The sequence below is a fragment of the Pseudomonas sp. LBUM1651 genome, from assembly GCF_059716135.1.
On the sequence record NZ_CP166805.1, the window covers coordinates 1467367 to 1490959 of the forward strand.

The window sequence follows — 23593 nt, forward strand, 5'->3', positions numbered from 1 at the left end:
CAGGCAAAAAAAAGCCAGCAATCAGGCTGGCTTGAGCTTTCGGATGAATCAGGAGGCGTCTGCGGCCATTTCGGCGTCATGGGCAATCAGCGAAACAAGTGCGTTTTGCTGGCGATGGGAAAGTTGGCGGAAGCGTTGCAGCAGTTCGCGTTCGTGCAGTGACAGCTCCGGGCTGTCCAGGCGCATGCTCAACTCTTCGCCCAGTGCGCCTTCCTGAATAAGACTCTGCTCAAGGCGCGCAATGATTTCGGAGTTCATGCTGCGATGATGATTGCGAGCCACCTCGGCAATGCGTTCACGCATTCCGTCTGGCAGACGTACGACGAACTTGTCAGCCGTACGGCTGGAATAAATTGCCTGTTTCAATGGGCGCATATATTTAACCGGTTAGTTCAGGGGAGCGGTTCTCGGGATTGGCCGCACGATGTCTGATAGGACAAGGACTCTGGCCAAATGTTCAACCTGAATTGATAGAGGCTCGCATCATGCCTCAACTTAGCCAGTTCATTGGCGTCAATTCTGTGACAAATATTGAACTGGATACCGGCGTTATGCCAGCACCAATTTTCAGAAATGCGGACTGGTTTTGAAAACTTTGCCCAGTCCGTATCGCTGGCCGCGTCCTGTCCTCTACAGGTAATGTCCGAAGACACCTGAAGGTACATGCCATGCGGAGTCGATCACGATTCCTTACCTTGTACAGAATAGTGGCAAATGGCCGATTTACTAGTGGCAACCACGTCATGGGGGCTATTTCAGGATGGATGGCAGACTGGTTTACTTGAGGAGCCCTCCGGGTCCGGCAGGACAGTCTCATTGAGGTGGCTCGAAAGCGTCTTCCGGCTAAATGCTGCGAAGTGGTGCGGCGGATGATTACGAAGGCGGCTTCGCGCTGTGCTGCCCATCTGTTGAATCTGCTGCGCGTCAGCGCAAGACCGGGTCAAACTTGATCTTGCGGCCAGCGACCAGCGCCAGCACGAACAGTGCGCTGAAAACACCGCAGGCAATCAGGGGCAGGGTGACAACTGAGTCCTGGACCAGTGACAAATGAAGAATGCCGCTCAGTAGGGCAAGGATGAAAAATCCTGCGGCCGATTTGGACATGCTGTGCTCCTGATGGGGGTTGTTCAAAATACCAGGCGTTCTGAAGACGGCGCCGGCAGCAGGATATTTTCCTGGCTCACTTCCTGACTGACAAAGCCGTGCTGATCACTCAACACCGCCAATTGCGGCGCCCTCTGTACTTGAAGGTAATGGGGCATGCGTTGGGCGACTGGCTCGGCGCCGCTCTCGGGGGAAAAGTGAAAACCCAGCAAGACCGCCAGAGCGATTGCGTTCGAGAGTAAAAGGGCGCTGTTCATGAGGCTGGCCTCCGTTGTTCTTGAGAACACCTGAAGCAGCCGACGTGCCAAGAGTCTAACGCTTATTAAATCCTTTAAAAACAACAAGCTAGGATATTCCTGAGAGCTGCCTGCATTGCAATTTGCAATGACGGCTTTTTGCGGTGATGCAATTTGCACGGTAAACAAATCCCTCGCTGTCGAGGGGCGCCTGCCTACACTTAAAAAGCGCTAAGGACGACATGACAAACGCAGACCCGCCCGTTAACATGCACGCCGTCCATCGCACCGCGTTTTCTCGCGGGCGACTTGTGTCTCAGTAGCTCAATTGGATAGAGCATCCCCCTCCTAAGGGGAAGGTTGGCAGTTCGAACCTGCCCTGGGACACCATATAATTCGGGCCTCTCAAGACTTTTCCCTGATAGATCGGTTTAGCTGTGACAGCAGGGTGGCAGCAGCAGGCAAAAGAAAGCCCCGCCGGGCCATGCTCGGGCGGGGCTTTTTATTCCAATCACTTTCGGGGCGAAGATTACCCATCAACCAGTATGATGGGTGTGAGCTTGCAACGAACCCTGGACCCCGTTGCGGATCAACTCGGCTCCTTCAAACCACGTTTGGGTCGATTGATAGGCGCCTTGCAGCAGCTGATCGGTCTGGCTGAAGTCGAACTCTGAAGCGTCCAGCGGACACAACGGCGCGACCGCTAGTCAATTGCACAGACTTGCCCATCCATTTGCATTCCATCTAGCCAGCACGCTTCGTGGCCATGACCGGCAGAGATCGACCCTAAGCTGACGGTGGGAGACTGGGAGTGATCGGCCAGAAGCAGCCATACCAATCGCCGAAACTTGATACCCGCCTGCCGTAGCAGCGGCCGCAAGGCCGCTTCACAGGACCACGATGAGTCAGGAAGGTCGCTAAGGTGACTTTTCAACAGAATTTGTCGAAGCGGCCCTTCGTGCAACAAAGGCACCATTGCCTGAGCGTAGGTGCCGCTGATCTCGCGGCAAAAGAGCGGGTGCGCGAACTGATGGAGTGTGCCTACGCAGAGGCCGGACTGTGTTCGTTAGGCTGTGAAATTGCACTCCGCTAGACCACCCGTTTGCATTCGAGCTGACCAGTAATTTGCGTTCGATCTGACCACCGAATGCATCGGATTGATCAGCACGCTTCGTAGCCATGACCGGCAGAGAACTGCCCATAGGTGCTGGTGGTGACAGGCAGAAATGGCCACTAGCAGACGATCAGCACATAGCGGCTGGGGGTTACCCGATCTACACTCTTCCTTTCTAACCGCGGACTCGGGTTCGTGTCAGGCGGGTATTTCACCGGAAGCGGGAAGTCTTTTTCAGAGCGCCCCTAAAAATCAGGTTACTTAGTTCTATTATGAAAATCCAAGGGTAAGAAAAGACACGAAATAATAGCTTATACGTTTTTATAATCCGCTAAACTGAAGTAATCAATATATCTGGCGCGATGTGAGGCGTTGTTACAAGATCGTTACTTGACAGTAGATAGTTTTTTTGTGTTACAAGGCGGTGGAAATTATTAAGTGGGAGATACGTAAATGGTTAAGCTCGCTGAACACCTCTCTGTTAATGACATCCTGCTCGGAGTAGATGTACCTAATAAAACAGGATTGTTTGAACTTGTTGGGCAGCATATGGAACAGACACATAAACTGCCTCGGAACTGCGTTACGACCAGTCTTTTACGACGGGAGCAGGCGGGCAGCACCGGCATAGGGGAGGGAGTTGCGGTACCTCATGCGAGGCTGAGTGAACTTGATTCGATTCATGCACTGTATCTACGGCCAAAGGGCCTTATGGCTTTCAATGCTCCCGATAGAAAGCCTGTTTCCGATATTGTTGTGCTTCTCGTGCCCGCCCCTGCAGCTCCTCTTCATCTCGATCTGCTTGCAGAAATCGCACGTTTGTTCTCCGATGATAAGTTTCGCGAAGAGCTTGATCGATGTGAGAATGAACAGGAAATCAAGAATCTTTTTGATCGTAGTTGAATGAGCATAAAGCCCTCGCTACTTGAGGCTCAAGAGATCATGAGTCGGTGGAGAATAAGGCCTTTCCGTTCTTTTTTCCTATTGCCGCTTAAAAAAGTTTCTGGCGACCACCCTCCTTAAGACGTTCGGACAATTTGACCAGTTCAGCTAAGGAGTCGGCTTTCATCTTACGCATCAAGGCGCCCCGCCGTACTTTCACCGTGACTTCGCTGACGCCCAGCCTTGCGGCGATCTGTTTATTCAATAGCCCGGTGACCACCAGATTCATGACATCACGCTCCCCTTCGGAGAGGCTGGCATGACGACCCTGCAAATCAGTCAGAGCCGCGGCCGCCTCACGCCTTTCGCGGTCATTGCGCAGGCCCCGTGCAATGGCGTCGAGCAGGTCCTGCTCGCGAAACGGCTTCGTCAAAAACTCTAGAGCGCCGGCTTTCATGGCCCTCACCGACATGGGGATGTCGCCATGGGCAGTGATGAATATCACCGGCAGCAAGATCCCGGAACGCAACATTTCGTCCTGAAAGTCCAACCCGCTCATGCCCGGCATGCGCACATCCAGAATCAGGCAGCCAGGTGCGTCAGGACGTCGGGCCTCGACGAATTCGCGAGTGGAGCCGAACGTCATGCTGGTCAGCCCGACCGAAGCCAGCAGGTCTTCCAGTGAGGCGCGTATCGAGACGTCGTCGTCGACGACATAAACCATGGATTCGACCGGGGCCAGAACGACAGCGTCTGTCATCAGTTTTCCTTGTAGCCGCAGGGCAAGGTGAAGTGGAAAGTGGCACCGAGCTGCGGGTTGACGCAGACCCATATTCGGCCGTCATGGGCTTCGATAATAGAGCGGCTGATGGCCAGCCCGATGCCCATGCCGTCGTGTTTAGTGGTGTAGAAGGCATCGAAGACCCGCTCGCAATCCTCCTGGGCCAGGCCACTGCCTTGGTCGCAGATCGAGAAGTGCAATTGGTCGCGTGGACCGTGTTCGACATGTAATTCCAACGTACGCCGATCGGGGTCGACATCGCGCATGGCGTCCACGGCATTCATGGCCAGGTTCAACAACACCCTGGTGATGTTTGTCGTCTCGTTCATCATGGGTCGCCGCCCACGGCTCTGATCGGTGCCGGCCAGCCAGCCGCCACTCAGATTTATAAGCGCACCCCGGCCAGCTAAGCCGCGCTATTATCCCGCCAATTAAAACGGGGGATAACTATGCTCAACGGCTTGTGGTTGGGGTTTTTCGTGGTGGCGGCGATTGCCGGCTTTTCGCGCTGGTTGCTGGGGGATGACCCGACGGTATTCGCCGCCATGGTCGAAAGCCTGTTCGCCATGGCCAAGCTGTCGGTCGAAGTCATGGTCCTGCTGTTCGGCACCCTGACGCTCTGGCTCGGCTTCCTGCGAATCGCAGAGAAGGCCGGCCTGGTCGATGTGCTGGCGCGCCTGCTGAGCCCGCTGTTCGCCCGCTTGATGCCGGAAGTGCCGCGTGGCCACCCGGCCCTGGGCCTGATCACCCTGAGTTTCACCGCCAACGGCCTGGGCTTGGACAACGCCGCCACGCCCATCGGCCTGCGGGCGATGAAGGCCTTGCAGGAACTCAACCCGAGCAACATCGCGGCGAGCAACGCCCAGGTGCTGTTCATGGTGATGAACGCCTCGTCCTTCGTCCTGCTGCCGGTGTCGATCTTTATGTACCGCACCCAGCAAGGGGCGGCGGATCCGGCCATGGTGTTCCTGCCGATCCTGCTGGCCAACAGCGTCTCCACCCTCAGCGGGCTGCTGTCGGTGGCCGTGATGCAGCGCCTGAAACTCTGGGACCCGGTGCTACTGGCCTGGTTCGGCGCGGGCGCGCTGCTGCTCGGTGGATTTATGGCGATACTCGCCGGGCTCTCAGCGACCGCGCTGGCGGCGCTCTCCTCGCTGCTGGGCAACCTGACCCTGTTCGGCCTGATCCTGACCTTCCTACTGCTGGGCGCGTTGAAGCGGGTGGCGGTCTACGAGACCTTCATCGAGGGCGCCAAGGAAGGTTTTGAGGTGGCGAAAAACCTCCTACCCTACCTGATCGCCATGCTCTGCGCCGTGGGTGTACTGCGCGCCTCCGGTGCCCTGGACCTGGCGCTCGACGGAATCCGCTGGCTGGTCGAGGGCCTGGGCTGGGATACGCGCTTCGTCGAGGCGCTGCCCACCGGCCTGGTCAAACCCTTCTCCGGCAGCGCGGCGCGCGCCATGTTGATCGAGACTATGCAGACCCACGGCGTCGACAGCTTCCCGGCGCTGGTCGCCGCGACCATGCAGGGCAGCACCGAGACCACCTTCTATGTGCTGGCGGTGTATTTCGGCTCGGTCGGCCTGCAGCGCGCCCGGCATGCCGTGGGCTGCGCCCTGCTGGCGGATCTGGTCGGGGTGGTGGCCTCGATTGTGGTGTGCTATTGGTTTTTCGGCTAAGGGACACCCAGGGATTACCCCATGCTGTTGCGGTGACTACCGCCGACGTCACCGACCGCAAAGGGGCGATGCTGGCGCTCAAGCGTTGCAACAAAAGGCCAAAGCCGACGGTCGGCATCAAAACCCCAAAGTCAGCTTCTGGCCGATTTCTGCCGGTCACGACGAGCCGAAATCGACCCGCAGCAAGCGCTTGGCGCTACCTGCAAACCATGAATCTGGCATATGGAGGCGGCTTGATCCAGTGACGGTGTACACGCATCTTCGTGATGCAAGTATTGGCGCCTTACCCGGGAACCGGCCAGAACTCACCATAACTTCCATGTGTAATCGACATTCACCCGCAGCTCATTGTCATCCCGATGGCTGGCCTGGGCGCCGAAGTCGTTGCGGTACCAGGCGTTGCGCACCCGCAGGGCCAGGCCTTTGAGAGGCGTGCCCTGAAGCACATAGTTCAGTTCGATGTCCTTTTCGCTTTCTTTCAGGTTGCTGCCGCCCAACTTGGGCAACTCGATATTATCGCCGCTGACGTAGCGCAGCACGCCATTGAGTCCGGGCAAACCCAGGGCGACAAAGTTGTAGTCATAGCGCACCTGCCAGCTGCGCTCCTTGGGATTCAGAAAGTCGGAGCTCAGGGAACCCTCGGTGATCACCAACGGCTCGGTGCCTAACAGGTACGGCATGCCTGTCTTGCCGCTCAGTTGCATGTAGCCGGCGCCGAATTTGTGGGCTCCCAGGCTGTACGTCAGCATCAGGGCGGCGTTGCGGTTGTCCACTGTGCCTGCTTTGGCCGCGCCGTCCTCACCCGTGACAAACAGGCGGAAGTCGCTTTTCAGGCTGCCGGGGCCCATCGGCCGATTGTCGACAAAGCCATAGAAGTCCTTGCGGTACAGGTCCGCGAGTTCTGCGTGGTAGTACTTCAGCGTCAGTTGCGGTGACCAGGCGTAGTCGCCTCCGAGGAAGGAAAAGCGGTCGGACTCAGCCGCACCGTTGAAGCGCCCGTTGGGCGAGGCCACCGACATTTTCTGGTAGTCGGTGGAGTCGCGTAGGTTGATGCGGTCGAGCCAGCCGACGTGCAGGGTCAGCTTGTCGATTTCCTGGGACTTGAGGTACGCGCCGCGAAACGTCTGTGGCAGCAGGCGAGTAGGGCTGGCGAAAGCGATCGGAAGGAACGTGCTGATGGTGCCCAATTGCAGCTCGCTTTTCGACGCCCTGACTTTGGCCGTCAGGCCCAGCTCCGAATATTCATCGGCCGGCTCACGGGTGGTGGCGCTAAACGGTAGCAGGCCGGTACCGGTGCGAGCGCGTGAGGAATCCAGGCGCACACCCAGCAAACCTTGAGCATCAAGGCCGAACCCCACCGGCCCTTCCGTAAAACCGGAACGCACATTGAGAATGAAGCCCTGCGCCCATTCGCGGGCGGCGGCCTGAGGCGTGGCATTCACGTAATTGCGGTCAAAGTAATAGTTGCGCATCACCAGATCGGCGTGACTGTCGTCGACAAAACCGCTGGCGCAAGCCTGACCAAGGTATAAAACGCAGGCGCAGGCGCTGAGCGCCCCAAGAGAATTCCTGAGCATGGCAGTGTTCACTTTTATTGTTGTTGGAATAAGCCCGCGCCCATCGCGACGCGGGGTGTAACGGGTAGAAAGTCAGTCGGCTTGCGAGCCGTTGCGCCGCACTGACAGGTAAAACATCGCCAGCGCCGCTATGACAATCCCCGGTGCCGAGGCCAGCATCACCCCGGTGGTGCCGGTGCCCAAGGCGAGCATCTTGCCGGCCACCAACGGGCCGCTCATGGCGCCCAATCGGCCGATGGCGACCGCGCAGCCGACACCTGTCGCACGCACGGACGGACGATAGAAATGCGGTGCCAGGGCATACAGCACGCATTGCCCGCCCGTGGCGAAAAAGCCGGCAACGAACCCGGCCACCAGCATGCTCTGCAGCTGACTGGCCAGACCCAGGGCGGTCAGCGAAGCGAGAATGCCGAGATAGATCAGCGCCGACAGCGCCCAGGCCGGCAAGCGGTCCATGACCCAGCCCAGCAGCAAGGTGCCGGACGCTGCGCCAATTTGCAGCGCCAGCATCACCCAGCTGGCCTGGGTACCGCTGAAGCCCTGGCCGATCAACAGGCTGGGCAGCCAATTGATCAGGATGTAGACCACCATGAGCGTGAAGAAGTAGCTGACCCAGATCATCGCGGTCGGCACTGCCGCGCCCTCACGAAACAGGCCCCGGACCACGCCGACCGGAGCGACGTTCTGGCCGCGCTGGAGAAACTGTGCCGACTCGGGCAGATAAAGTGCCAACAGCGGCACAATCAACAGCGGCACCACTCCGCCGACATAGAACACCACTTGCCAGCCACCGGCCAGATCGGCGATGCCAATAGTAGCTGCGAGCGCAGCACCCAACGGCACGCCGCAATACATCAGGCTAACGGCTGTGCCACGCAGGCGCGGGCTCGCCACTTCACTGCTCAGGGCGATCAGGTTAGGCAACGCGGCGCCCAGGCCCACGCCCGTGAGGCAGCGGGCAACCAACAGGCTGTTGAAGTCCCAAGCCATGGCGGTGACCAGCGAGAACAGCCCGAACAGCGCCACCGACACCATCAGCACGCGTTTGCGACCGATGCGATCCGCGAGCATGCCGCCGAGGAAGGCTCCGGGCAGCAGGCCGAAAATCCCGGCGCTGAAGACCCAGCCCATGTGTAGCTTGTCCAGTTGGAAAGCTGCCGCCATACCTTGAGCTGCAATGCCCGAGGCTTGCAGATCCAGGCCTTCCATCAGGGCGACGAGGAAACACAGACCGATGGTCCGCGCCATGTGTAACGGTGTTATCACGTTTAGCGATGTCATATGGAATACCCGTTTTATTGTTGTAGTGGGCAAAGCAAACCCGTCCGGCCGCTGCGTGGGCGACCAGCCGGGGGTGATGCACGGTTCAGCGTTTGAGCAGATCCAGCGCCACGTCGACGATCATGTCTTCCTGACCACCGACCATCCGGCGCTTGCCCAGCTCGACGAGGATGTCGAGGGTCTTGAGGCCGTACTTGGTAGCGGCGATTTCGGCGTGGCGCAGGAAGCTTGAGTAAACCCCGGCATAACCCAGCGCTAGGGTTTCGCGGTCGACCCGCACCGGCCGGTCCTGCAACGGGCGCACGATGTCGTCAGCGGCGTCCATCAGCGTGTACAGGTCGGTGCCGTGGTTCCAGCCCAGGCGTTCGGCGGCGGCGATGAACACTTCCAGCGGGGCATTGCCGGCCCCGGCGCCCATGCCGGCAAGGCTGGCGTCGATGCGGTCGCAGCCTTCCTCGACCGCGGTGATCGAGTTGGCCACGCCCAGGCTCAGGTTGTGGTGCGCGTGCATGCCGGTTTCGGTTTCCGGCTTGAGCACGGCTTTGAACGCGCGGAAACGGTCGCGGATGTCCTGCATGTTCATCGCGCCACCGGAGTCGGCCATGTACACGCAGGTGGCGCCATAGCTTTCCATCAACTTCGCCTGAGCGGCCAACTGCTCGGCCGGGATCATGTGGCTCATCATCAGGAAACCGACGGTATCCATACCCAGCTCGCGGGCGTATTCGATGTGCTGTTTCGAGACATCGGCTTCGGTGCAATGGGTGGCGATGCGCACCACCCGGGCCCCGGCGTTGTAGGCCGCTTTCAGGTCATGCACCGTGCCGATACCGGGCAGCAGCAACGTGGTGATTTTGGCGTGGCTGATGACATCGGCCGCCGCTTCGATCCATTCCAGATCGGTGTGCGCCGCGAAGCCGTAGTTGAAGCTCGAGCCTTGCAGGCCGTCACCATGGGCGACCTCAATCGAGTCGACCTTGGCCTTGTCCAGGGCGCGGGCGATGTCCTGCACATTCTGGATCGAATACTGGTGGCGAATTGCGTGGCTGCCATCGCGCAGGGTCACGTCGGAGATATAGAGTTTTTTGCCAGGATTAAAAGTCATGTCAGTCTCCTCAGGCGTTCAGCATCGACTGCGCCATGCGCTCGGCGGTGGCCAAGGCAGCGGAGGTCATGATGTCGAGATTGCCGGCGTAAGCCGGCAGGTAATGGGCGGCGCCTTCGACTTCGAGGAACACCGAGGTCTTGAGCCCGGAGAACGTGCCCAGGCCCGGAATGTGCAGCGGCGCCTCTTCGGGAATGACGTCGAACTGCACCCATTGCTTGAGACGATAGCCGGGCACGTAGGCCTGCACAGCGGTCGCCATCTCCAGGATGGACGCTTCGATTTGGGCCTGATCGGCCGCCTCGGACAGCACAAACACCGTATCGCGCATCATCAGTGGTGGCTCGGCCGGGTTCATCACAATGATCGCCTTACCCTTGGCTGCGCCGCCGATCACTTCGATGGCTTTGGAGGTGGTTTCGGTGAACTCGTCGATGTTGGCCCGAGTGCCAGGGCCAGCGGATTTGCTGGCAATCGAGGCGACGATTTCGGCGTAGTGCACCTTGGCCACGCGCGACACGGCCGCGACCATCGGGATGGTTGCCTGGCCGCCACAAGTGACCATGTTGACGTTGAGCTGGTTGAGGTTCTGCTCCAGGTTGACCACCGGCACGCAATATGGACCGATGGCTGCCGGGGTCAGGTCGATCAAGCGGATGCCGGGTTTGATCGAGCGCAGGAAGGCGTCGTTCTTGACGTGGGCACCGGCCGAGGTGGCATCGAAGACGAAGTCGATGTCCTTGAACACGTCCATGCGGGTCAGGCCTTCAACGCCTTCATGGGTGATGGCCACGCCCATGCGCTGGGCGCGCGCCAGGCCGTCGGAGGCCGGGTCGATGCCGACCATGACCGCCATTTCCAAATGCTTGGCGTTACGCAGGATCTTGATCATCAGGTCGGTGCCGATGTTGCCGGAACCGATGATGGCGACTTTGAGTTTATTCATTGTTATTGCCTCATGTGCACGCAAGTCGCCGATCACTCGGCGCTACTGTCTACCGTGAAGTCCACACCGACTCGGCCGATGCCTTCAATTTCAGCTTCGAAACGATCACCACCGGCCACCGCCACCATCGGCCCGAGTGCGCCGGTCAGAATGATGTCGCCCGCCCGCAGCGGATCGCCGAGGCGAGCCATGGTCCGGGCCAGCCAGACGGCCGCGTTGAGCGGATGCCCGAGGCATTCGGCGCCACTGCCGCTGGACACTTCTTCGCCGTTGCGGGTCATGCGCATGCTGGCTTGGCGCAGGTCAAGTCCGTCGATGCGCCGGGCCGGACTGCCCAGCACAAAGCAGCCGCTGGAGGCGTTGTCCGCCACGGTATCGACGAAGCGGATGTTCCAGTTCTGTACTCGGCTGCCAACGATCTCCAGCGCCGGGACCACCCAGCCGGTGGCCGCCATTACTTCAGCAAAGCTGGTGTCGGCGCGGGGCAGATCACGTTCGAGGATCAAGGCGATTTCAGCCTCGATCTTGGGCTGCAATACGCGACCTACGGGCACGGTTTCGTTGTCGCCGTAGCACATGTCGGCGAACAGCGTGCCGAAGTCTGGCTGGTCCACGCCCAATTGGGCTTGGACCTTGGGGTTGGTCAGGCCGATCTTGCGCCCAATCACGCGGCGCCCGTTGGCCACGCCGTGGTCGACGTTGAGGCGCTGGATGGTGTACGCGGCTGCTGCGTTGTCTTCACCGATCTGCTCGCGCAGCGGCCCGATGGCTTCGCCATGGGCTTCGGCCTGGCGCAGGTCGGCGGCGAGCTGTTGCAGTGTGTCTTGAGTCAGATTCATGTCAGCCTCGGTGATCAGTGGGTCAGGAAGTCCAGGACCAAGCGGTTGAACTTCTCGGCGTGTTCCCACTGCGCCCAGTGGCCGCAACGGTTGAACACGTGCAGCTGCGCCTTGGGCAGGCCGGCCAGCAGGCGCAAGCCAGTGTCCATGGGCACGAAGCGGTCCTCGCGGCCCCAGACGAGCAAGGTGTCGGCGGTGATTTCGTGTAGGCGGTGGCTGAAATCCGGAAATTGCTTGGGGTTGAGAGTGCTGCTCTTGACGAAGTTTTCCAGGTGATCGCGGCGCGCCAGAATGTTGTCCAGGCGGGTCTGGAACAGTTCGTCGGTCAGGCCACTGGCATCGAAAACGAAGACGTTCATCATCTTCTTCAGGTTCTCGATGGTCGGCTCGCGGTACAGCGCGCCGATCAGCTTGATGCCTTCAGTGGGTTGGGGAACAAACGCGCTTGGGCCGCCGGTACCGCCGCCCATCAGGATCAGTTTGCCGATCCGCTCAGGATATTCCAGGGCGAAGGCGACGGTGCTGTGGGCACCCATCGAGTTGCCGATGATGTGTACGCGGTCCAGATCCAGCACATCGAGCAGGCCCTTGAGCGCTTGCGCATTGAGGTTCGAGCGCGAGCCTTCGCTGACGATCGTGTCGCTTTTGCTCCAGCCTGGGCAATCCATCAGGATCACGCGGTAACCGGCATTCAGCAGCGGCTCGATATTGCGATGGAAGTTGGCCCAGCCGCTGGCGCCCGGGCCGGAGCCGTGCAGCATGACCACGGTTTCGGCACCTTCGCCAACGTCGTTGTAGTGCAGTTGCAGGTCCAGGTCGCCTTCCTTGATACGGGCAAAGCGGCTGGTGGAAGCTTCGGTGAATGCAGTGGCTGTCATGGCAGTGTTCCTTGAATTCAATGATGGTTGCTCAGCGGCTGTGCGCCTAGGGCGCCGAAGCCTGCAATCCACTCGGGAATCGGACGGTAATAGCGACCTTCGGTTTGATACGGGCCGAAGGCACTAAGGGCGGCGAAGGCGGCGACCCAGGTTTTCACTTCATGTGTGGACTTGCCGGCCAATGCCGACAGCTCGTCATTACCCAGCGCATCGAGGTCGCTCAGGCGGCCCTGTTCAAGGGTGTCGAGAAACTGCTGGTCCCAAACCGGATTAAGCGGGTGCAGACTGCGTTGGTCTTCAACGAAGTCCCGGGCAGCCTGGATGACTCGTTCCTGGCGCGCCTGTCGCTCATTAGCCGGCAATTGGCGACCGCTGCCCATCAGCCGATCGGCCATGCGCGCATCGACTTTGGCCAGTTCCGGCACCGGAGGTTGATGGGACAACCCTCCGGAAGCCAGGAACAGCACGCGTTTGTTCAGCGACTGCGCCCACTGGCCAATTGATTCACCGAGCAAACGGGCACGCTTGAAGCCCGGCAGGGGCACGGCGACAGAGTTGATGAACACCGGGATCACCGGGCAGCCTTGTAAGCCACCCAGCAATAGTTCCAGCGGTTGGGCGAACGCATGGTCGACCTGCATGCGATAAGACACAGCGGCGTCGACACCGGCATCCAACACAGCCTGGGCGCAGGATTCGGCCAGTGCTTTGGGCACGTCCAACGGGCCGGCGGCCGTATCGAAATCGCCGATGGCGTGGGCCGCCATGCCGATGCAGAAGGCCGGCATCACGTCGTAGAAAAAGCCGTTGTAGTGGTCGGGGCCGAACAGCACGATCAGCTCCGGCTCAAAGCGGGCGATGCGCTCACGGGCATCAGCGATTACCCCATCGACCTCGGCCAGCACGTCGGGCGTCGGATCGACGTAGCCCACTAGGGGGGTGTGCGACAAGCAGTGCAAATAAGCGCTCATGTCAAGCCACCTTGCTGACAACAGCTTTCGCAGCCGGTTGCGGCAGGACTTTGAGCGCCCGGGCCAATTCATCGCAGGCATGGTCAACGGTTTGGGGGATGGCCAGGCCGGCGAGGAAGCGGTCTGGACGCACCAGGGCGATGGACGAAGTGCCGCGAGCGAACCATTCCTTGAGACGACCGGTGCTGTCTCCGACGCGGATCACGTCGGGGCCGGCATCACTCGGTGCTCTGAGCTGGACATCCGGCAACACTTGAATAAAGCGTGTGCCCAGGGCTTTCCATTGCGTAATTTGCGCCGGCGTCAGGCCCCAGGTCGGATCGCAGCCCCAGGCGATAATCGCAAAGTTTTCGCCGATCACTTCATCCAGCAACACAGTGTTGCCGGCGTCAGTCAACACCTTCGGCTGAATGAACATCTTGCCTACCGGCGAGCCCCTTTCACTCGGCACGATCAAGGCGCCCCGGGTGTATTGCGGCATCGGTTTGAAGCGCATTTCCACGAAGTAGCGTTTGACCGGCGGCAGGTAGTTGAGCAGCCACGACACGCCATCGCGCAGCGTGCCTTGCCAGCGTTTCGGCGGTGCCAACACGTGGCCGGCGAGCACGGAAAGATTGATCATTGCCTTGGCGTGGTCGCGGCGCTCCTGTTCGTAGCTGTCGAGCAGGCTGTCGGCCGCCAGCCCCTTGATCACCAGCGACAGCTTCCACGCCAGGTTCGAGGCATCGCGCATGCCGCTGTTGTACCCCTGGCCTTGCCACACCGGCATGATATGCGCGGCATCGCCCGCCAGCAGCACCCGGCCCTGACGGAACCGACCGGCCAGGCGAGCGTTATGGGTATAGACGCGGCTGCGGATCAACTCGATGTGGTCCGGGTTCGGCAACACCTTGGCCAGTAGCTTGCGCATGTTCTCGGGCTTGCTCAGCTCTGCCTCTGTTTCGCCGGGCATCACCATGAACTCGAATCGACGCACGCCATGGGGCAGGGCGGCGGACACGTAAGGACGCACGGGGTCACAGCATAGATAAACATGGGGCGTGGCCAGCGGGTCGTTGGCAATGTCGACCACGATCCACTGATTGGGTGCGGTCTTGCCTTCGAAACTGATGTCCAGGCTGCGCCGCACCAGGCTGTTGCCGCCGTCGCAGCCAATCAGGTACTTGGCCTGCAAGCGTTCGCCGCGACCCTCTGAATTTTTGAGGGTGAGCGCCACACCACTGTCGCTTTGCTCGAAGCCTTCGAGTTCGCGACTGAATAACACCTTGACGTTGGCAAAACGCGCCAGACCTTCGAACAAAACACGGTCGGCCAAGGGTTGAATGAACGCGTTGCGGCGTGACCAGCCGAACTCGTCGGTTTTCGGCTGAATATCGGCAAAGCAGCGACCCTTGGGAGTCAGGAAGCGCATGGCGTGCCACGGCGTGGTGTGCGGCAGCACGTTGTCGGCCAAGCCGACTGCTTGAAAAGTACGCAGGCTTTCGTCGTCCAGACCGATGGCGCGGGGATAGTCGATCAGGCTCTCGAGCTTTTCCACCAAGGTGACGTTCACGCCACATTGACCCAGATAGTTGGCGATCATCAGGCCAACCGGGCCGGCGCCGACAATCGCGACATCGGTGGTCAGGTCCAATGAGGAAGGAGTGGGTGCAGAACTCATGGTCATCTCCGTACAGCGCTTTTGGATTTCTTATTGGGCGTAGTATGGAAATCACAAGGCTGGTCGACAACGACAACTCTTGTTGGTGTGCGCTGAGTGCACATGATTGATTTACAACGATAAAGGATCCAGCCATGAGCGAGACCGAATACAAAGCCGTACGTGGCCTGATGCGAGGTTTGGCACTGATTAATGGCTTGAACCGCTTCGACGGCGGCGCCAGCACCGCGCAACTGGCTGAGCAGAGCGGGCTGCATCGCACCACCGTGCGCAGGCTGTTGGAGACCTTGCAGGCTGAAGGTTATGTGCGGCGTAGCGAGTCGGATGACAGTTATCGTCTGACGTTGAAAGTGCGCGAACTCAGTGAAGGTTTTCGCGATGAGCAATGGATTTCCTCCCTCGCCGCGCCCTTGCTCGGAGAGTTGTTGCAGGAAGTCATCTGGCCCACCGACCTGTGCACGCTGGACGGCGATGCCATGGTCATTCGCGAGACCACTCATCGCTTCAGCCGCCTGTCGTTTCACCGCTCCATGGTTGGCCGGCGCCTGCCCTTGCTAATGACCGCGACCGGGCGTGCGTACTTTGCGTTCTGCCCACCCGCCGAGCGGGAAGAGCTGATCGAATTGATGATCAGCCGCGAAGATGAACAATCGGTGCTGGCCGCGGATCGTCGTTTTGTCGATCGGCTGGTGGAGCACACCCTGGCCAAGGGGTATGGCGAAAACAATTCGCACTGGGGCCTGGAACGCAAGATCGCCGCCATTGCCATCCCGGTCATGCACGAGGAACAGGTGATGGGCTGCCTGAATCTGGTGTACATCGCTAAAGCGATGCCCATTGAGGAAGCCGCTCGTCGCTACTTGCCGGCGATGCAGGGCGTAGTGAAACAGATCCAGGCTCAATTGGGCTGATGTTGCCTGCGTCTGAAAGCCACTCACTGGGTAAGGCTTACCGGTGTTGGGGTAGTAAAAGTCAGTTGCCTGCACGCTATGCCGACTAGGAGTACTTTTTCATCCAGGACCTGCGCCCGGTCATGATCATTAATCCGGTCAACACAAAGTTGGAGGGCAGAATGTCGGCGGCTTGAAGGACAGCAACGGCTTCGCGTTTAGCTCAGAGATGATGCGCATCGTCCGAGAGCAGGGCTTGGGAATGCTTGCCTACACCTGGCCAAAACCGGGTCACGACGCAGCAGTGGACAAGGTTTCCTACGTCGCCCTGTTCAAACCCTGGGATGGGGTGCTTGGCACGGGCATGTACATCGATGATATCAACGCGCAGTTTCGCAAAAACCTGACGCAGATGGCGCTGTTGGGGTTAGTCATCGCTCTGGTGCTGGCTACCTTTATCAGCCTGATCGTACGCAGCATTTCGCGCACCCTCAGGCAAACAGTCGAAGCCATGGCCAATATCGCCAGTGGCGAAGGCGACCTGACTCTTCAATTGCAGGTCAGAGGTCGTGACGAGCTAAGTGCGTTGGCTAGGCACTTCAACGTGTTCACTGACAAACTGAGCCACGTCGTTGCAGAGCTGCTGGGCGTGGCGCAGCTACTCGAGCAGGCCGCCCATTCCCTCAGCAACAGCGCCAATACGGCGCAGCAGCAAAGCGGCGAGCAATCCCAGCAAATGGAAATGGTGGCCACGGCAATCAATGAGGTGGCCTACAGCGTGCAGGATGTTGCCAGGAATGCTGAGCACGCCTCCAATGAAGTGCGCAGTGCCGAGCAGCAGGCTGAGCGCGGTTTGGTCAGTATCGATCGCAGTTTGAATCAGATTGATCAGTTATCCACGACCATTGCGCAGGCCGTCGATGCGATTCAGGCGCTGGTGCTGGACAGTAACCGCTACAGAACATCGACTAAATCGCCCCTGATTAAGTAGGCACTCGGGACCGTCTGCTTTTGGCCGATTTCTGCCTGTCGCCACCGTCAGCTTTGGGTTGTGGATTGCGGCCCTTCGTGGCAGGCAGCAATTGGCCGCTCTCTGTCGGTCGTCACTACGGCGCCTGTTGGTCAAGTCGAATCACAGCTTCAGCTTTTTGTGAGCTCCTGAGGCCGCTTTCGGCTGAGCAAAATAACCTTGCCTTGATCCCACTCTTTATCTGCATACAAACAGTCTAGGTATCTACCCCATAACTCCAGAGCAGCCTTTTTCTCTGGTAGATAGCTGTATCGATCGTAGTGAATCGATTGCACATCGTTGCGTCCGTGAGATAAAAGCCAGCTACGGATTTCCTTCGTAATTCCAAGTGCAGCCATCAGCGTTTCAGCACTTACCCGAACGTTCGCGTAACTGAAATATCGCGTTTTACCGGACCCACTCAAGGCTTTTCCAGCATCACTGAATCGCTTGCCCGCTGTATCCGGACGAATACAGCGCCGGCCAATACAAAACGGACCGGGCCCGATTTTGCTCTCAAACAAAGGCGTCAGGATTTTTTTAATCCTGGCGGTCAGGGGTAGCAGGTGATCCCATGCTTGAGTCTTTTGCCCTTTTCCGTCGGTAAGATGTAGAAGGTCATCGGACGTATCCTCCCAGGTCACACGGAGCAGTTGCTCCATTCGTTGGCCGCCCAGGTAGATTAAACCTTTGCAGATCGCCATCTCTCGGGGAGGCAGGGTATCCAAGTGACGTAAAAGCTCACCAAACTCTTCTGGCGTCAGGGATTCAGTCTGACCGCCGCGTGTATTAGCAAGGGTAGGACCTTGGTAGCTGGATTGACCCCGATGTCGAAAACTTTCGAATCGCTTACATCTCGATCCAAGGAGAGGTGTGCCTTCCCGCCATAGCTGAATGCAGCCTTTAGATATCGGTGGACGCTGGCAGCTGTTGATCGCATGTCAGTATTGGCCGTTTTTGCTTTGTTCCCGATACCTCGACCTTTAGGCTTGCGTGCGAGTAGCGCGCTCATCACTAAATGAATGTCTTCGCCGGTGATGGACTTTGCTGGACGCGTCATCAGATCTGGGTGGTGCTGGATCACGTGTGTCTGAAATAGGCGCTCTACTTCTTTTGCCTTGACCTTGCCGCGAGCGGTCAGATCTTTGACATATTCATTTAGTAGTTCTTCGAAGCTACCTTGTCGGGTCGCAAGCTGCTGCGCGAGCTCTACGGCCTGTCGTTGTGTTTTCTCTGCGGCGGCTCTGGCCGCCAAGTACACCTTAACGTCGCCGTGCTCGGAAGCAATTAATGCCATCTCTGCCGCTTTGTCGCGTAGCTCAGACAGCGTCAGTCCCGGCGCTCTGGCGCTCAAGCGATACTGGCCCAGAGAGATCATCGTGTCCTTTGCGTTGAGCCGATAGCGGAAGTAGGCGCTGATCGCACCACTTTGGCTGCGCTTGAACAAAAGGCTACCTCGGGAACGGCCAGGCACGCTTTCCGTCAACTTGGATGCTAGCGGCATGCCCTTGAGCTTTTGATCGTTCACGCTTTTGTCAGCTGTATTGGTGGCCAATTCTGGTCCCCACTTCTCGTGATGCAGAACGCTACAAGGAGAAACCTCAAGACACAAGTAGAATAGATAGGCCCTTTAAAAACAGATGTTTGCGGTGTTTCAGGAAGCGAACAGAATCAAGCTGACTCACCGAAGCATATGCCTCCTAAGGGGAAGGTTGGCAGTTCGAACCTGCCCTGGGACACCATCAAATTCCAGCCCTTCGGCTGTCAAAAAAGCCCCGCCAGGATCCTGCATCCGGCGGGGCTTTTTCATGGGCACTCACCCGACGACCAACATTGGAAAGACGCTCATTGCTGTGCCTTACTCCATAGACCACTCAGGGAGCGAAATCGATGCGACGCAGAGGCGCCCAGTTCTGGTTATGGACCAACACGCGACTACCTCTGCACACCCACGAAGAGGTGCTGGGCAATGGCGTGCAGATCGAGGTGCATGCGCGGATCAGTGTTGAAGGGGTTACCCAGGTTTTTCTAGGTGTCTATGGTGCTGATGGCTGGCCGATTTGTGAGGAGCATCATGAGCGCAACGTCGGTGAGCATTACTGCGCAGCACTGAAGTGGGGTACTCAGCGGGCGAGGGAGATTGTCGCGGACACTCAGGCGTTCGTCGCGCCGCACCGGGTGCAACTGACGTTGGGGCCGGTGATCACCGATGAGTCGGTCATCGCGTTGCGGCGGATGGAGATGACCGAACGTGAGCGCTTGAAGCTCAGGTCCGCCGATGCCTGGTCGGAGTATCTGGCCGCCAAGGAGGCCATGCTCGTATTGATGCGCTCCAGCAAGGTTGATCCCACGGTCTGGGCCGATCACAAGGAACGGCTCAGGCAGGCGATCGACCGGCGCGCCTGTGTGCAGCGCGCCTATCTGAACTGAACGCGACTCAGCGCTGGCGTCGCAACGTCTCGATGGTGCTGATCAGGTCATCGTAGGACACCGGTTTGCCGATGTGCTGGTCAAAGCCCGATTGCCGCGATTTCTGAATGTCACTGTTGGCGCCATAGCCGGTCAGGGCGATGGCCGGTACATCCTTCGCGAGCGGCAACTGACGCAGTGCACTCATCAGCTCGTGGCCGTTCATGACCGGCATGCCGAGGTCCGAGATGATCAGGTCGAATTGGGTGCTTTTCGCCGCGTCCAGCGCTGCAACGGGCCGGTCAAAGGCAATCACTTGCGCATCTTCCATCTCCAGCAGCATTTTCAGGGTTTCCAGCACGTCTGCGGAGTCGTCCACCAACAGGATCGTCAACCCGCTGAGTCTTCCGGAAGCATCGTCGGCGCACGCGGCGGGCTGTGCTTCGCCATGGGTCGTGGCCAAGGGCAAGTAGACGGTGAACGTACAACCCGTGCCCCTCCCGGCAGAGCTCACCTCGACCGTACCATGTTGCGCCTCGGTCAACTGGCGCACCAGCGACAGGCCAATTCCCAGCCCTTCACGGTTGTGGTTGATGTGTTGTTTTTCAGCCTGGCTGAACAGGTCAAACACATGCTCGAGGTTTTCCGGGGCGATGCCGGCACCGTTATCTTTAATGTCCAGCCGCGCCATGTCCCCGGACTGGCTGGCGATCAGTTGCACGCGGCCTTTGGGCGGGGTGAATTTGAGGGCGTTGTTCACCAGGTTCCAGATGATTTGCTCCAGCCGTGTCGGGTCGGCCTGGACCATTAGCGCGTCAGACGGCACCAGCAGTTCAACCTTGACGTCATGCTGGTCATCGAGCACGACGGTGTAGATGTCACGCAGCACACTGGCCAGGTCGACGGCGACCGGTTGCAGCTTGAGCTTGCCAGTGCGGACCCGGGCGACATCCAGCAGATCGTCGATGATCCGTGCCTGGCTGCTGACCGCGTCGCAAATGGTGTTCACCGCCTTGGCCGCCGGAGCCAACGACTTGGTCACCGGCAAGCGCCGCAGCAGCTCGGCGTTAAGCTGGATCAGGTTCAGCGGATGCTTGAGTTCGTGGGACATGACCGCGAAGAACTCATCCTTGAGGTAATTGGTGTTGCGGGTTTCGGCCAATTCCTGGCTCTGTGCTTCGTGCTGGCGTTTGTGGCCGGTCAGGTCACGGGCAATTTTCACGTAGCCCTGAAGGTTGTCGCCGCTGAGCAGGGTCATTTCGCCGCTGCAAAAGAAGCGGCTACCATCCTTGTGCAGATGCCAGCGCTCATCGTCGCTGCGGCCGTGGGTGCGCACGGCCAGCAATTCGTTTTCCGGCACGCCCGCCGCGCGGTCCTCGGGGGAGAAAATGAAGTCGTAGTAAGCGCCCTCGGCCTCGGCCTTGCTGTAGCCGAAAATCAACTTGGCGCCTTTGTTCCAGCTGGTGATCACGCCCTGTTCATCGAGGGTGATGATCGCGTAGTCGCGGGTGCTTTCGGCGACCAGGCGCATGCGTTCTTCGCCCAGGCGCAACTCCTCTTCGGCCGCCCGACGTTTGGTGATGTCGATGAACGTCAGTACGGTGCCGTCGATGTGGTCTTCGCTGGAGCGGTAGGGCAACAGGCGGGCGATGTACCAGCGGTTGTCGGTGCTGCTGACTTCGCGCTCGATCATGTTCAGCGATTCGAACACCAGCGCCGCGTCACCGGCCAGGTTGTCGTAATCCAGACGATGGGTGATGTCGAGCAGGGAGCGCCCGGTGTCCACCGGCAACATGCTGAAGATGTCGGTGGCGCGCGGGGTGAACCACTTGATGCGCATGGCGCGGTCGACAAACACGGTGGCAATGTCGGTGGAGGCGATCAGGTTGGTCAGGTAGTCGTTGATCTTGTCGGTTTCTTCGACCTTGGTTTTCAGCTCGAAATTGACCGTCAGCAACTCTTCGTTGATTGATTGCAGCTCTTCCTTGCTGGTTTCCAGTTCTTCGGTGGCCGAGCGCAGTTCTTCGTTGATCGCCTGCATTTCCTCGTTGGACGCCTTGAGCTCTTCGCTGGAGACTTCCGACTGTTCGATGGTGTCCTGCAGGTGCAGCTTGGTGCGTTGCAGTTCGCGCTCGAGGTTGGACAGCACTTGGTTTTCGTTCTGCAGCACGGTGGTCGCCGTCAGCTCCGAAGGGTCGACTTCGACCTCCTCGAAAATCACCAGCACGTACTCGCTGTCCGAGCCTTCATCCTTGTAGGGATGAGCGACCAGATCGATCAGGTAGCGCCGTTCATCACGCTTGATCGGCACCTCACGGGATTTGACTGACAGCGCGCTCTGCTGGACCTGGAACATCGTGGTGCGCAGTTCCAGGCGCAGTTCCGGCAGGATCAGCGTCAGCAGGTTGCGCGACGGCTCGCCACCGACATGTCGCAGGAAACGCCCGGCACTTTCGCTCATGTGCAGAATGTCGGCGTTGGCATCGACGATCACACTCGGTGGCGCAGACTGCTCTATGGCGCGTTGATGGATATCAGCGAAAGACAGTTTGCGCTGCACGTTGCTTTGCGCAGGCTGCTGGGAAATGTTGGTCCGCACGTAGCCTCCGCGGGGCATGGTCGGGGTGCGACGGCTGTTGGCCGTGCCGGTCTTGGCGCGGAAGATCCGGTTACGCTTGTCCACCGGGGCGAACAGTTCGTGGCAGGCATCTGCGCTCTCGGAGGAGCCGAGAAACAGGAAGCCGCCAGGGCGCAGGGCAAAGTGGAACATCTGCAGGATTTCGCGCTGTACCTCGCGATCCAGATAGATCAGCAGGTTGCGGCACACGATCAGGTCGATCTGCGAGAACGGCGGATCGGACAGCAGGCTGTGTTTGGCGAACAGGACTTTTTCGCGGATTTCCTTGCGGATCCGATAGTGGTCGTCTTCCTTGAGGAAGTAATGCCGCAGGCGCGAGGGCGGTACGTCGGTCACGATGGCTTGCGGATACAGTCCGGCACGGCCGACGCTGATGGCGCGCTCATCGATGTCAGTGGCAAACAGCTGCATCGACGCCGCGCTGGCGTCCAGTTGCAGTTGATCACTGAGCAACATGGCCAGGCTGTAAGCTTCTTCACCGGTGGAGCAGCCAGCGGACCAGACCCGGATTTCTTCCTTCTCGGGTTGCGCTGATACGGCGGCGCTGACCAGTTGCGGCACGACATCGCGCTCCAGCGCTTCGAAGGCTTCCCGGTCGCGGAAGAAGTTGGTCACGCCGATCAGCATGTCGCCGAGCAGGGCCTTGGTTTCTTCCGGATTGTCTTGCAGGTAACGATAGTAGGCCGCCAGGTCCGGCTGGGCCGTGACCTGCATCCGCCGTTCGATCCGGCGCAGCACCGTGGCGCGTTTGTAGTGCTTGAAATTATGGCCGGTGCCGGTGCGCAACTGGATGAGAACATCGTGCAGCAATTGTTCGGCTAGCAGCGATTCACGTTCGGAGATGACGGCAATGGTCTGTAATTCGGGGTCGCTGGCGGTGGGCAAGCTGATTTCCTGAGAGTTGCGCCACAGCTCCAGCAACTTTTGCGGCATTTCAACGACCGGCAGGACCAGGTCAACCATGCGGGTGTCGATGGCGGCGCGGGGCATGCCGTCGAACTCGGCGTCTTCCGGCGCCTGGGCCAGCGTGACGCCGCCCTGTTCCTTGATCCGCGACAGGCCGACAGCCCCGTCGGAACCGGTGCCCGACAGCACCACGCAGAAAGCCCGTTCCCGGTGCACATCCGCCAGGTCGCGGAAGAACAGATCGATGGACGCGTGACGGCTTTCCCGTGTTTCGCAGGCACTGACCTCTAGCAAGTCATCGTTCATCGACAGGCGTTGCGCCGGTGAAATGACGTACACCCGGTTTTTCTCGATGGACACCGTTTCGGTGACCTGCACGACCGGCATCTGCGTCGATTCCTGGATGATCCTGTCGGCGATGCTCTGGTGATCGGGGGAGAGATGCAGAATGATCACGAACGCCATGCCGTTGTCCTGCGGCATGTTTTCGAAGAACAACTTGATGGCTTGCAGCCCGCCTGCCGATGCGCCAATGCCCACCACCGGAAAGTCCAGGGTGCTGGGGCGCAAGGCCTTTCGCTCATCAGAAGTTGCTGAGCGATCGGGGGTGGTGGTCATAACTTCTGCCTTTGCCAACGAAGGAAGCGTCTTGATCTGAAACGGGTGGCAGACGCGTTGCAATAAATCA

The 23593-nt window shown here is 59.3% G+C and carries 21 protein-coding genes, 1 tRNA gene and 2 pseudogenes; 8 read left to right on the plus strand and 16 right to left on the minus strand.

Features of this window, described 5'->3' with window-relative positions; all coding sequences use genetic code 11:
- Positions 1–48 precede the first annotated feature (48 nt).
- The 3 genes from ACA066_RS06800 to ACA066_RS06810 all read right to left on the minus strand — a co-directional run bounded on the left by ACA066_RS06800 (position 49) and on the right by ACA066_RS06810 (position 1361).
- Entirely contained in the window at positions 49–375 is a 327-nt protein-coding gene (locus tag ACA066_RS06800) for an Arc family DNA-binding protein (protein ID WP_003178899.1), read from the minus strand.
- 549 nt (positions 376–924) lie between these two features.
- Positions 925–1104 carry a PA3371 family protein gene (locus tag ACA066_RS06805; RefSeq protein WP_084322783.1) on the minus strand — a complete coding sequence of 60 codons (180 nt, stop codon included), beginning with the start codon at positions 1102–1104 and terminating at the stop codon, positions 925–927.
- 23 nt (positions 1105–1127) lie between these two features.
- A complete protein-coding gene (locus ACA066_RS06810) occupies positions 1128–1361 on the minus strand; it encodes a hypothetical protein (protein ID WP_497698607.1) in 234 nt (77 codons plus the stop codon).
- A gap of 292 nt (positions 1362–1653) precedes the next feature.
- Here ACA066_RS06810 and ACA066_RS06815 point away from each other — a divergent pair.
- Together ACA066_RS06815 and ACA066_RS06820 are read left to right on the plus strand one after the other, a co-directional pair.
- Positions 1654–1730 (plus strand) — tRNA-Arg (locus ACA066_RS06815).
- A gap of 1177 nt (positions 1731–2907) precedes the next feature.
- Entirely contained in the window at positions 2908–3357 is a 450-nt protein-coding gene (locus ACA066_RS06820) for a PTS sugar transporter subunit IIA (RefSeq protein WP_497698608.1), read from the plus strand.
- An 88-nt stretch (positions 3358–3445) separates the two neighbouring features.
- Here ACA066_RS06820 and ACA066_RS06825 read toward each other — a convergent pair whose 3' ends face one another.
- Positions 3446–4096 (minus strand): response regulator transcription factor, encoded by a 651-nt coding sequence (locus ACA066_RS06825; RefSeq protein ID WP_497698609.1) that lies wholly within the window; start codon positions 4094–4096, stop codon positions 3446–3448.
- Complete coding sequence (locus tag ACA066_RS06830) at positions 4096–4449, minus strand: ATP-binding protein (protein WP_497698610.1); 354 nt, start codon at positions 4447–4449, stop codon at positions 4096–4098. Before ACA066_RS06830 ends, ACA066_RS06825 begins: the two co-directional genes overlap by 1 nt.
- Positions 4450–4566: 117 nt before the next feature.
- Here ACA066_RS06830 and ACA066_RS06835 point away from each other — a divergent pair, with 117 nt between their 5' ends.
- A complete protein-coding gene (locus tag ACA066_RS06835; RefSeq protein WP_497698611.1) occupies positions 4567–5796 on the plus strand; it encodes a nucleoside recognition domain-containing protein in 1230 nt (409 codons plus the stop codon).
- Between the two features lie 2 nt (positions 5797–5798).
- Positions 5799–5885 (plus strand): annotated as a pseudogene (locus tag ACA066_RS06840) (IS5/IS1182 family transposase); the annotation flags it as partial.
- Between the two features lie 216 nt (positions 5886–6101).
- Here ACA066_RS06840 and ACA066_RS06845 read toward each other — a convergent pair.
- From ACA066_RS06845 to ACA066_RS06880, 8 genes are all read right to left on the minus strand, one after another.
- Complete coding sequence (locus ACA066_RS06845; RefSeq protein WP_497698612.1) at positions 6102–7373, minus strand: OprD family porin; 1272 nt, start codon at positions 7371–7373, stop codon at positions 6102–6104.
- A 72-nt stretch (positions 7374–7445) separates the two neighbouring features.
- Positions 7446–8654 (minus strand): 3-(3-hydroxy-phenyl)propionate transporter MhpT, encoded by a 1209-nt coding sequence (gene mhpT / locus ACA066_RS06850; protein ID WP_497698613.1) that lies wholly within the window; start codon positions 8652–8654, stop codon positions 7446–7448.
- Positions 8655–8739: 85 nt separating this feature from the next.
- Positions 8740–9759 (minus strand): 4-hydroxy-2-oxovalerate aldolase, encoded by a 1020-nt coding sequence (gene dmpG, locus ACA066_RS06855; protein WP_497398784.1) that lies wholly within the window; start codon positions 9757–9759, stop codon positions 8740–8742.
- 10 nt (positions 9760–9769) lie between these two features.
- Positions 9770–10705: an acetaldehyde dehydrogenase (acetylating) gene (locus ACA066_RS06860; protein ID WP_497698614.1), complete on the minus strand. Its 936-nt coding sequence runs from the start codon at positions 10703–10705 to the stop codon at positions 9770–9772.
- Between the two features lie 32 nt (positions 10706–10737).
- On the minus strand, positions 10738–11544 hold the full coding sequence (gene mhpD, locus ACA066_RS06865) for a 2-keto-4-pentenoate hydratase (protein WP_497698615.1): 807 nt from the start codon (positions 11542–11544) through the stop codon (positions 10738–10740).
- Between the two features lie 14 nt (positions 11545–11558).
- Entirely contained in the window at positions 11559–12422 is an 864-nt protein-coding gene (locus ACA066_RS06870) for an alpha/beta fold hydrolase (protein WP_497698616.1), read from the minus strand.
- Positions 12423–12439: 17 nt separating this feature from the next.
- On the minus strand, positions 12440–13393 hold the full coding sequence (gene mhpB / locus ACA066_RS06875; RefSeq protein ID WP_497698617.1) for a 3-carboxyethylcatechol 2,3-dioxygenase: 954 nt from the start codon (positions 13391–13393) through the stop codon (positions 12440–12442).
- Position 13394: 1 nt separating this feature from the next.
- Positions 13395–15053 (minus strand): bifunctional 3-(3-hydroxy-phenyl)propionate/3-hydroxycinnamic acid hydroxylase, encoded by a 1659-nt coding sequence (locus tag ACA066_RS06880; RefSeq protein WP_497698618.1) that lies wholly within the window; start codon positions 15051–15053, stop codon positions 13395–13397.
- Positions 15054–15187: 134 nt separating this feature from the next.
- Here ACA066_RS06880 and ACA066_RS06885 point away from each other — a divergent pair, with 134 nt between their 5' ends.
- The 3 genes and pseudogenes from ACA066_RS06885 (at position 15188) to ACA066_RS06895 (ending at position 16934) form a co-directional block, all read left to right on the plus strand.
- Entirely contained in the window at positions 15188–15964 is a 777-nt protein-coding gene (locus tag ACA066_RS06885; protein ID WP_497698619.1) for a DNA-binding transcriptional regulator, read from the plus strand.
- Positions 15965–16115: 151 nt separating this feature from the next.
- A pseudogene (locus ACA066_RS06890) lies at positions 16116–16340 on the plus strand (cache domain-containing protein); the annotation flags it as partial.
- 15 nt (positions 16341–16355) lie between these two features.
- Positions 16356–16934, plus strand: a complete 579-nt coding sequence (locus ACA066_RS06895; RefSeq protein ID WP_497699820.1) for a HAMP domain-containing protein — start codon at positions 16356–16358, stop codon at positions 16932–16934.
- A gap of 149 nt (positions 16935–17083) precedes the next feature.
- Here the strand turns inward: ACA066_RS06895 and ACA066_RS06900 are convergent, their stop codons facing one another.
- Both ACA066_RS06900 and ACA066_RS06905 read right to left on the minus strand, forming a co-directional pair.
- Positions 17084–17614: a site-specific integrase gene (locus ACA066_RS06900; protein ID WP_497698620.1), complete on the minus strand. Its 531-nt coding sequence runs from the start codon at positions 17612–17614 to the stop codon at positions 17084–17086.
- Positions 17615–17712: 98 nt separating this feature from the next.
- On the minus strand, positions 17713–18507 hold the full coding sequence (locus tag ACA066_RS06905) for a hypothetical protein (protein WP_497698621.1): 795 nt from the start codon (positions 18505–18507) through the stop codon (positions 17713–17715).
- 335 nt (positions 18508–18842) lie between these two features.
- Between ACA066_RS06905 and ACA066_RS06910 the strand changes: the two genes are divergently transcribed.
- On the plus strand, positions 18843–19382 hold the full coding sequence (locus ACA066_RS06910; RefSeq protein ID WP_497698622.1) for a hypothetical protein: 540 nt from the start codon (positions 18843–18845) through the stop codon (positions 19380–19382).
- Positions 19383–19389: 7 nt separating this feature from the next.
- Here the strand turns inward: ACA066_RS06910 and ACA066_RS06915 are convergent, their stop codons facing one another.
- Positions 19390–23523, minus strand: a complete 4134-nt coding sequence (locus tag ACA066_RS06915) for a CheR family methyltransferase (protein WP_497698623.1) — start codon at positions 23521–23523, stop codon at positions 19390–19392.
- Between the last annotated feature and the right edge of the window lie 70 nt (positions 23524–23593).